Here is an 8,020-nt window from a genome sequence, read left to right as displayed (position 1 = left end):
CACCGAGGCCGCGGCGCTGGCCGCGACCAATGGCGCGGGCGCAGGCTGGACCGCGACCGTCGGCGAGTCGGCCATTCCGGTCGAGGATCTGGCGGGTGCGCACGGGCAGGCGGCCAAACTCCAGGAATGGCTCAGCCTCGCGCTCGACGAACCGGAACTGCTCAAGGCACTGGGCGCCACACCGCATCTGGGGGTGTTGATCACCGGCCCGGCCGGGGTCGGCAAGGCAACGCTGGCGCGTGCGGTGGCCGCGCCGCGGCGCATTGTCGAACTGGATGGTCCGACGGTCGGCGCGGCCGAAAGCGGTGCGCGGTTGCGCGAGGTCGCGGCCGCGGTGGCCGAAATCGGTTGCGGGCGAGGCGGAATCCTGCTCGTCACCGATATCGACGCACTGCTGCCCGCACCGGCCGAGCCGGTCGCCACGCTGATCCTGGACCAGTTGCGCGCGGCGATCGCCGAACCCTGTGTGGCACTGCTGGCTACTACGGCGCATCCGGCCGGAATCGATCCGCGGCTGCGCGCACCCGATCTCTGTGACCGCGAACTCGCACTCGCGCTGCCGACCGCCGCCGTGCGCAAGGCACTGCTGGAGCAGCTGTTGCGCAAGGTACCGACCAAAGAGCTGAAGCTCGAGGAAATCGCCTCGCGTACACCGGGTTTCGTTGTCTCCGATCTGGCCGCGCTGTGTCGCGAGGCGGCGCTGCGCGCGGCTTCGCGGGCCAGTAGACAAAATTCGGAACCGGAGCTGACCCAACCAGACCTGCTCGGCGCCACCGAGGTGATCCGGCCGCTATCGCGTTCCGGCACCGAGGAACTCGCGATCGGCAGCCTCAGCCTCGATGACGTCGGGAACATGGTCGAAACCAAAGAGGCGCTCACCGAGACCGTGCTCTGGCCGCTGCGGCACCCGGATTCCTTTGCCCGCCTCGGCATTCGCCCACCGCGCGGCGTACTGCTCTACGGTCCACCCGGCTGCGGCAAGACCTTCCTGATCCGCGCGCTGGCCGGGACCGGTCAGCTCAGTGTGCATGCGGTCAAGGGTGCCGAATTGATGGACAAATGGGTCGGTGCCTCCGAGCGCGCGGTGCGCGAATTGTTCCAGCGCGCACGCGATTCCGCGCCGTCGCTGATCTTCCTGGACGAGGTGGACGCGCTCGCGCCACGCCGCGGTCGCAACAGCGATTCCGGCGTCGGTGACCGCGTGGTCGCGGCGCTGCTGACCGAACTCGACGGTGTGGAACCGCTGCGCGATGTGGTGGTGCTCGGTGCGACGAACCGTCCGGAGCTGATCGATCCCGCACTGCTTCGGCCTGGTCGATTGGAACGGCTGATCTTCGTGCCGCCGCCGGATGGCGAGGCCCGATTGGAGATCCTGCGGGCCGCCGGGAAATCGGTGCCGCTGGCCGCCGACGTCGACCTGGCCGCGCTCGCCGCCGACCTGGACGGCTATTCCGCGGCCGATTGCAGTGCTCTGCTGCGCGAAGCCGCACTGGCCGCGATGCGCCGGGATGTGGACGCCGCCGATGTCACCGCCGGGGATGTCGCCGCGGCCAGGGCTGCGGTGCGTCCGTCGCTCGATCCCGAGCAGGTCGAGTCGCTGCGCCAGTACGCGGACAGTCGCCGATAGCCGGTCGGCGCAATCTCGCGGTAATCGCTGTCTTCCTGCGTTTTCCGCAGGTCCGACATATTCGGGCAATATGGGCGCAATCACCAGATCCCGCGTCGAGCGCGGGTAAGTTCGACGGGGTGCGCAAGATCGGCGATGCGATCGATACGATCACGGCCTTCTTCGGGGCCGCGGTCGCGGGCGTCGCACTATTCCTGCCGATCACCTTCAGTTGGAGCGCCGAAAGCTCGCCGTATCGGTTGGCCAGTCTGAACAACAGCGTCCCGCGCGGCGCCGCGATCGGGGTGATCGTCGCGGTTGCCGTCGCGGTCCTGGTGATCACCTTCCACAAGCCGCTGGTGGCATGGGCGGCGGCGCTGTTCGGCGCGGTCGGCATGGACGTCAATCACTTTGCCGGACGCCATGTTTCCTCGGCCGACCTGCTGACAACGCAGAACTATCTGGACGCGATTATGGCCGGTGTGCTGCTCGGCGCGTTGGGCGCTGCGGTGCTGCGCCGACCGGGTCCGGCGGCCGGATTCGCGATCGGCGCCGCTGGCTTCTTCGTCTTCGGTGATCTCGCGGAACTGCTGGAGATCGCCCAGGACAATCCGTACGCGGTGCTCGAGACGCCGCCGCGCTGGCTCGTCAGTGTCTCGGTGATCCTGCTGATCCTCAGCACGCTGCGCAATCGGTCCGAGCCCGAGGAATCGAAGCCGGCGCGGATCACCGTCGAACTTCCGGTCACGCCGATCCTGGCCTCGATGGTGCTGGCACTGGTGATCCTGGCCATTACCGAATGGCTGGCGCGACAGCATCAACATGCGCCGAACGTCAGTCATGCGGTCGAGATCGGCATGGCGGTCGCCGCGACGGTCATCGCCGCCACCGCCGCGGCCATGCTGCTACCCGGGCGCGACGGCACCGGGGTGTATCTGGCGGTCAGTCTTGTCGCCGCCGCCGAAGCGATCGGCGGGGGTCCGCGGCCCGGGTGGAGCATCGCCGCGCTGATCGCGGTCACCGCGGTCGGACTGCTCATCGGGATCCGCCTGCCCTCGACTTTCATCGCCATCCTGCTGGTCACAGGACTCGCGGTATTCGCCCTGGTCAAACCCGCCGACGACCATCGCTACGTGACCGCGGCGGGCAGCGCGGCCCTGGCACTGACGGCCGGTTACTGCTGTGGCACCGCCCGGCCCCGATACGCACCGAGCGGGGTGCTCGCCCTGTCCGCGCTGTATCTGCCGTCGATCATCACCGCATTGCCGCACGACACCGACGAATGGCCGCTGAACGGGGCCGCCGACCATCAAGCGTTGGCCGGTCGGACCGCGCTCGCGATAGCCTGTGGTTCGGCCCTCGGATTGCTGGTACTGCGTCGATTCCGTCCGCGCAGCCGACCCAAGCCGGGGCAATCCGTCGACGACGAAACGTTAGCGGACATATAGCCGATCCGTGCGGGGATGGCATACGCCATATTCGCTCGGCCGACGAAAGTCCCAGGCTCCAAGTAGAATCATGCGGTATCACCCCGCCGCAACCACCCGACGGAGTGCAGTTTGCTCGGAATCCTGCTAGCGCTCGTGACAGCCGCATTCGCGGCACCGTTGTGCGTGCGGGCGTTGGGGCGCAATGGTTTCTACGTACTCGCACTCGTCCCTTTCGGCGGTCTCGGCTGGGTGATCGCGAATTGGGATCGGACACAGCGGGTTCGGGTCGGTTGGGCGCCGAGCATCGAGATGAATATCGAGCTGCGCTTCGATTCGCTCGCGGCGATCATGTCCGCGCTGGTGCTCGGTATCGGCGCGGTGATTCTGGCCTATTGCGCACGGTATTTCGAGGACGACGAACCGCGGCTGCCGGTGTTCGCGGCCCAGCTGGTCGCCTTCGCCGGTGCGATGTTCGGCCTGGTCACCAGCGATAATATGGTGCTGCTCTTCGTCTTCTGGGAAATGACGACGGTGTTGTCGTTCCTGCTGGTCGGCCACAATGCCGAACAGGCGGTGAGCAGGCGGGCCGCGATCCAGGCGCTCTTGGTGACCGGGGCGGGCGGACTCACGATGCTGGTCGGGATTGTCATCCTCGGTCAGGTGAGCGGCAGCTATCTGCTGTCTGATCTGCTCGCCGCGCCGCCGTCCGGTGTCGCGGTGGATGTCGCCGTGGCGCTGTTGCTGGTCGGGGCATTGAGCAAATCGGCGATCGTGCCGCTGCACTTCTGGCTGCCGGGTGCGATGGCGGCGCCGACACCGGTGAGCGCGTATCTGCATGCGGCGGCCATGGTGAAGGCAGGCATTTATCTGGTGGCGCGGCTGGCACCGGTATTCGCGGAAAGCCCAGCCTGGCATCCGCTGATCCTGACGCTCGGCCTGGCGTCGATGGTGCTGGCGGGGTTGCGGTCGTTGCAGGTGACGGATCTGAAGCTGGTGCTCGCCTTCGGGACGGTGAGCCAGTTGGGGTTCCTGATCATGCTGGTCGGGCTGGGGACGCCGGATGCGGCGCTGGCCGGGACGGTGTTGATCGTGGCGCATGCGCTGTTCAAGGCGTGTTTGTTCATGGTGGTCGGGATCATCGACCACGGGGCGGGTACGCGGGATCTGCGGGAGTTGTCGGGGCTGGGGCGGCGTGCGCCGGTGCTGTGCGGGGTTGCGGTGTTCGCGGCGCTCAGCATGGCCGGGATTCCGCCGTTGTTCGGGTTCGTCGGCAAGGAAACCGCGCTGGCCGCGGTGTTGGATGCGGATGTCCTCGCCGAACCGGCGAAGGCCGCGTTGGCCGTCGGTGTGGTGCTCGGGTCCATGCTGACCGTCGGCTATAGCATGCGGTTCATTTGGGGAGCATTCGCGGATCGGGAGCTGCCATCGGGTGGCGAGCACGCTGACGTGGACGGTGCTTCGGAAAACTGGCATGGGCCCGGAGCACTGTTCACCGCCGCGCCCACACTGCTGGCGGTGGGCAGCCTGATAGCCGGACTCTGCGCGCCATGGCTGGACGAACTGCTGAACCCCTACGCGAAAACCCTTCCCGGCGTGCTCGATTCACACCTCGCGCTCTGGCACGGATTCAATATCCCGCTGACGCTGACGATCCTGATCGTCCTCGCGGGCATCGTGGTGTTCCAATTGCGTGGTCGCATCGGCGAATCCGCGACCATGCTCGGCAATGCCGACCGCGCCTACGATGCCACCCTGCGGGCGATGGACCGGCTCTCGCTGCGGATGACGGGTGCGGTACAGCGCGGTTCGCTGCCGCTGAGTCAGGCGGCGATCCTGGTGACATTGATCCTGCTGCCGACGGTACTGCTCGCGGTCGGCACCCGCACCGGAGTTCGCCTGCGCCTGTGGGATTCGCCATTCCAGGCCGCCATCGGCGCGATCATGGCCGTCATGGCGCTGGCCGCGACGGTGCTGCGCAACCGGTTGGCCAGTGTGCTCGTCGTCGGCGTCACCGGATACGGCTGCGGTGTGATCTTCGCACTGCACGGTGCGCCCGATCTGGCGCTGACCCAATTCCTGGTCGAGACACTGACTTTGGTGTTCTTCGTACTGGTGCTGCGCGCCTTCCCCGCCGAAATCGACGAAAGCCGCACCGCCGCATTCAAAGTGCGTCGCGCGATTCTGTCCGCACTGGTCGGTGCGACGGTCGCGGCGCTGGCCGCCTTCGCGGTAGCCGCCCGCTCCAGCGAACCCGTCTGGCACCTGATCCCCGATGCCGCATACACATTCGGCGGCGGCAAGAACGCCGTCAATGTCCTGCTGGTAGATATCCGGGCCTGGGATACCCTCGGCGAGATCTCGGTGCTCGTGGTGGCCGCGACCGGTGTGGCGTCGCTGGTATTCCGCAGCCGACGGTTCGGCAGCGCCCCGCGGGCGGCGGACGCCCCGAACTACGACCCGGACCTGGTCAGCTGGTTGCCCGCCGGACGGCTGGTGGATCGGCGTGACCGATCGATGGTTCTGCAGGTCACCACCCGACTGGTCTTCCCGACCATCATGGTGCTGTCGGTGTACTTCTTCTTCTCCGGGCACAATGCGCCGGGCGGCGGGTTCGCGGGCGGGCTGACCGCCGGACTCGCACTGACCCTGCGCTACCTCGCGGGCGGCCGGTACGAACTCGGCGAGGCGCTGCCCGTGGATGCGGGGCATCTGCTCGGCGGCGGGCTGGCGCTTGCCGCCGGAACCGCGAGCACCTCACTGCTGCTCGGTGCGCCGCCGCTGTCCTCGGCGATCGTGCAGGTGACGCTGCCGGTGATCGGGCACATCAAGGTGGTCACCGCGCTGTTCTTCGATCTCGGTGTCTATCTCATCGTGGTCGGATTGGTCCTGGACGTGCTGCGCAGCCTCGGCGCGCGCCTGGACAGTGAGCTGGCCACCGACGAGGACGAATCCGCCTCGGTGCGAGGAGGTTTCCAGTGAGTGCGAATCTGACCCTGCTGATCCTGATCGGGATTCACGTCGCGTGCGGCGTCTATCTGATCCTCGAACGCGCGGTCTCGAAAATGCTGCTCGGCATGATCCTGTTCGGCAATGCGGTGAACCTGCTGATCCTGACCGTCGGCGGGCGGGACGGTCGGCCACCCATCCGGGGCGAGGGCGAGGATACGGCCGATCCGCTCGCCCAGGCCATGGTGCTCACCGCGATCGTGATCACCATGGGCCTGGCGGCCTTCGTGCTCGCCCTCGCCTATCGCTCTTACATTCTCACCACCACCGACACCGTGCAGAACGATCCGGAGGACGCCGAGGTCGCGGCCCGGCGCGAAGCAGAGGATCCGGAGCGTTGAGTCCGCTCACCACGCTCGCGCCGCTACCGGTCCTGGTGCCACTGCTCGGAGCGGCGGGCACGCTGGTGTTCGGGCGGCAGCCGCGCATCCAGCGCTTCGTCATGCTGTCGGTGCTGTCGGTCGTGGTGGTCATCTGCGGGGTGCTGCTGTACTTGGTCGATCGCGACGGAACCACCGCGCTGCAGGTCGGCGGCTGGGGGACACCGATCGGCATCACGCTGGTGCTGGACCGACTATCCGCGGCCATGCTGCTCGTCTCCGCGATCGTGCTGCTCGCGGTCTCGGTCTACGGTGCTGGCCAGAACATCCGCGACGGTGACGACCGCCAGCCGACCTCGATCTATCGCCCGACGTATCTGGTACTGACCGCTGGTGTTTCGGCCGCCTTCCTGGCCGGTGATCTGTTCAACCTGTTCGTCGGCTTCGAAATCCTGCTCGCCGCATCGTTCGTGCTGCTCACCGTCGGCGCGACGGCGGACCGGATCCGGGCCGGTATCGCGTATGTGATGGTCTCGATGGTGTCGTCGCTCATCTTCCTGACCGGTATCGCGCTGGCCTACGCGGCCACCGGAACACTGAACCTGGCGCAGCTCGCGGTGCGAATGGGTCAGGTGCCCAACGGCATTCGGATGGCGGTCTACGCGGTGCTGCTGGTCGCCTTCGGCATCAAGGCCGCGGTCTTCCCGCTGTCGAACTGGCTACCCGACTCCTACCCGACCGCACCAGCGCCGGTGACCGCCGTTTTCGCGGGCCTGCTGACGAAAGTCGGTGTATACGCGATCATCCGGACGCACTCGCTGCTGTTCCCGGACGGCGGATTCGACGATGTGCTGCTGGTCTGTGGTCTGCTCACCATGGTGGTCGGCATCTTCGGTGCGATCGCGCAGAGCGATATCCGACGCCTGCTGTCGTTCACCCTGGTAAGCCACATCGGCTACATGGTTTTCGGCATCGGACTCTCCACCGCCGCAGGCCTTTCCGGCGCGGTGTTCTATGTTGCGCACCACATTCTGGTGCAGACGGCGCTTTTCCTGGTGGTCGGACTGATCGAGCGGCAGGCGGGCTCGGTGTCGCTGCGGCGACTCGGTGGTTTGGCGGCGGTCAGTCCACTACTGGCGATCCTGTTCCTGGTGCCCGCCTTGAATCTCGGTGGCATACCGCCGTTCTCGGGATTCATCGGCAAGGTCGCACTGCTGCAGGCGGGTGCGGCGGCTGGCAGCGTGCTGGCCTGGGTGCTGGTCGCGGGTTCGGTGCTGACCAGTCTGCTGACGCTGTATGCCATGGCGCGGGTGTGGAGCAAGGCGTTCTGGCGGCCGCGCGTCGATGCGCCCGAGGGGCATCTCACCGCGGCGAAACCACCGACGCTGGTGGAGGATTCGACCGATGTGCTGTATGACGAACGCACCGATCCAGGACGGATGCCACTGCTGATGGTCGGTTCGACGGCGGCCCTCGTGGTGGTCGGTCTGTGCCTGACCGTATTCGCCGGTCCGCTTCTGCGCATTACCGACCGCGCCGCCGACGATCTGAGCAACCCCGCGGTGTATGTCGGTGCGGTGCTCGGCAATTCGTATACAGAGGCGAAGGGAACGGTCCGATGAACCAGCGCCGTACCCGAACCGCGTATGCGGCCCACC

Annotated in this window: 5 protein-coding genes; all 5 read left to right on the top strand. The window is 67.1% G+C overall.

Annotation, left to right across the window (positions count from 1 at the left end; genetic code table 11):
- Positions 1-1,627 (top strand): AAA family ATPase (locus NA5_RS25260; protein WP_062990254.1); only part of this gene is annotated, 1,627 nt, incomplete at its 5' end.
- A 119-nt stretch (positions 1,628-1,746) separates the two neighbouring features.
- The gene (locus NA5_RS25255; RefSeq protein WP_062990252.1) at positions 1,747-3,054 is read left to right on the top strand and encodes a hypothetical protein; all 1,308 of its coding nucleotides are present in this window, start codon (positions 1,747-1,749) and stop codon (positions 3,052-3,054) included.
- A gap of 111 nt (positions 3,055-3,165) precedes the next feature.
- Positions 3,166-6,015, top strand: coding sequence for a Na+/H+ antiporter subunit A (locus NA5_RS25250; protein ID WP_062990250.1), 2,850 nt, complete (start codon positions 3,166-3,168; stop codon positions 6,013-6,015).
- A complete protein-coding gene (locus NA5_RS25245; RefSeq protein ID WP_062990248.1) occupies positions 6,012-6,383 on the top strand; it encodes a Na(+)/H(+) antiporter subunit C in 372 nt (123 codons plus the stop codon). Before NA5_RS25250 ends, NA5_RS25245 begins: the two co-directional genes overlap by 4 nt.
- The gene (locus NA5_RS25240; protein ID WP_062990246.1) at positions 6,380-7,984 is read left to right on the top strand and encodes a Na+/H+ antiporter subunit D; all 1,605 of its coding nucleotides are present in this window, start codon (positions 6,380-6,382) and stop codon (positions 7,982-7,984) included. Before NA5_RS25245 ends, NA5_RS25240 begins: the two co-directional genes overlap by 4 nt.
- Positions 7,985-8,020: the final 36 nt, after the last annotated feature.

This window comes from Nocardia anaemiae NBRC 100462, from assembly GCF_001612725.1.
Lineage (GTDB): Bacteria > Actinomycetota > Actinomycetes > Mycobacteriales > Mycobacteriaceae > Nocardia > Nocardia anaemiae.
Note: the sequence above shows the minus strand (reverse complement) of the source record. Positions and strands in the feature narration are given on the sequence as shown.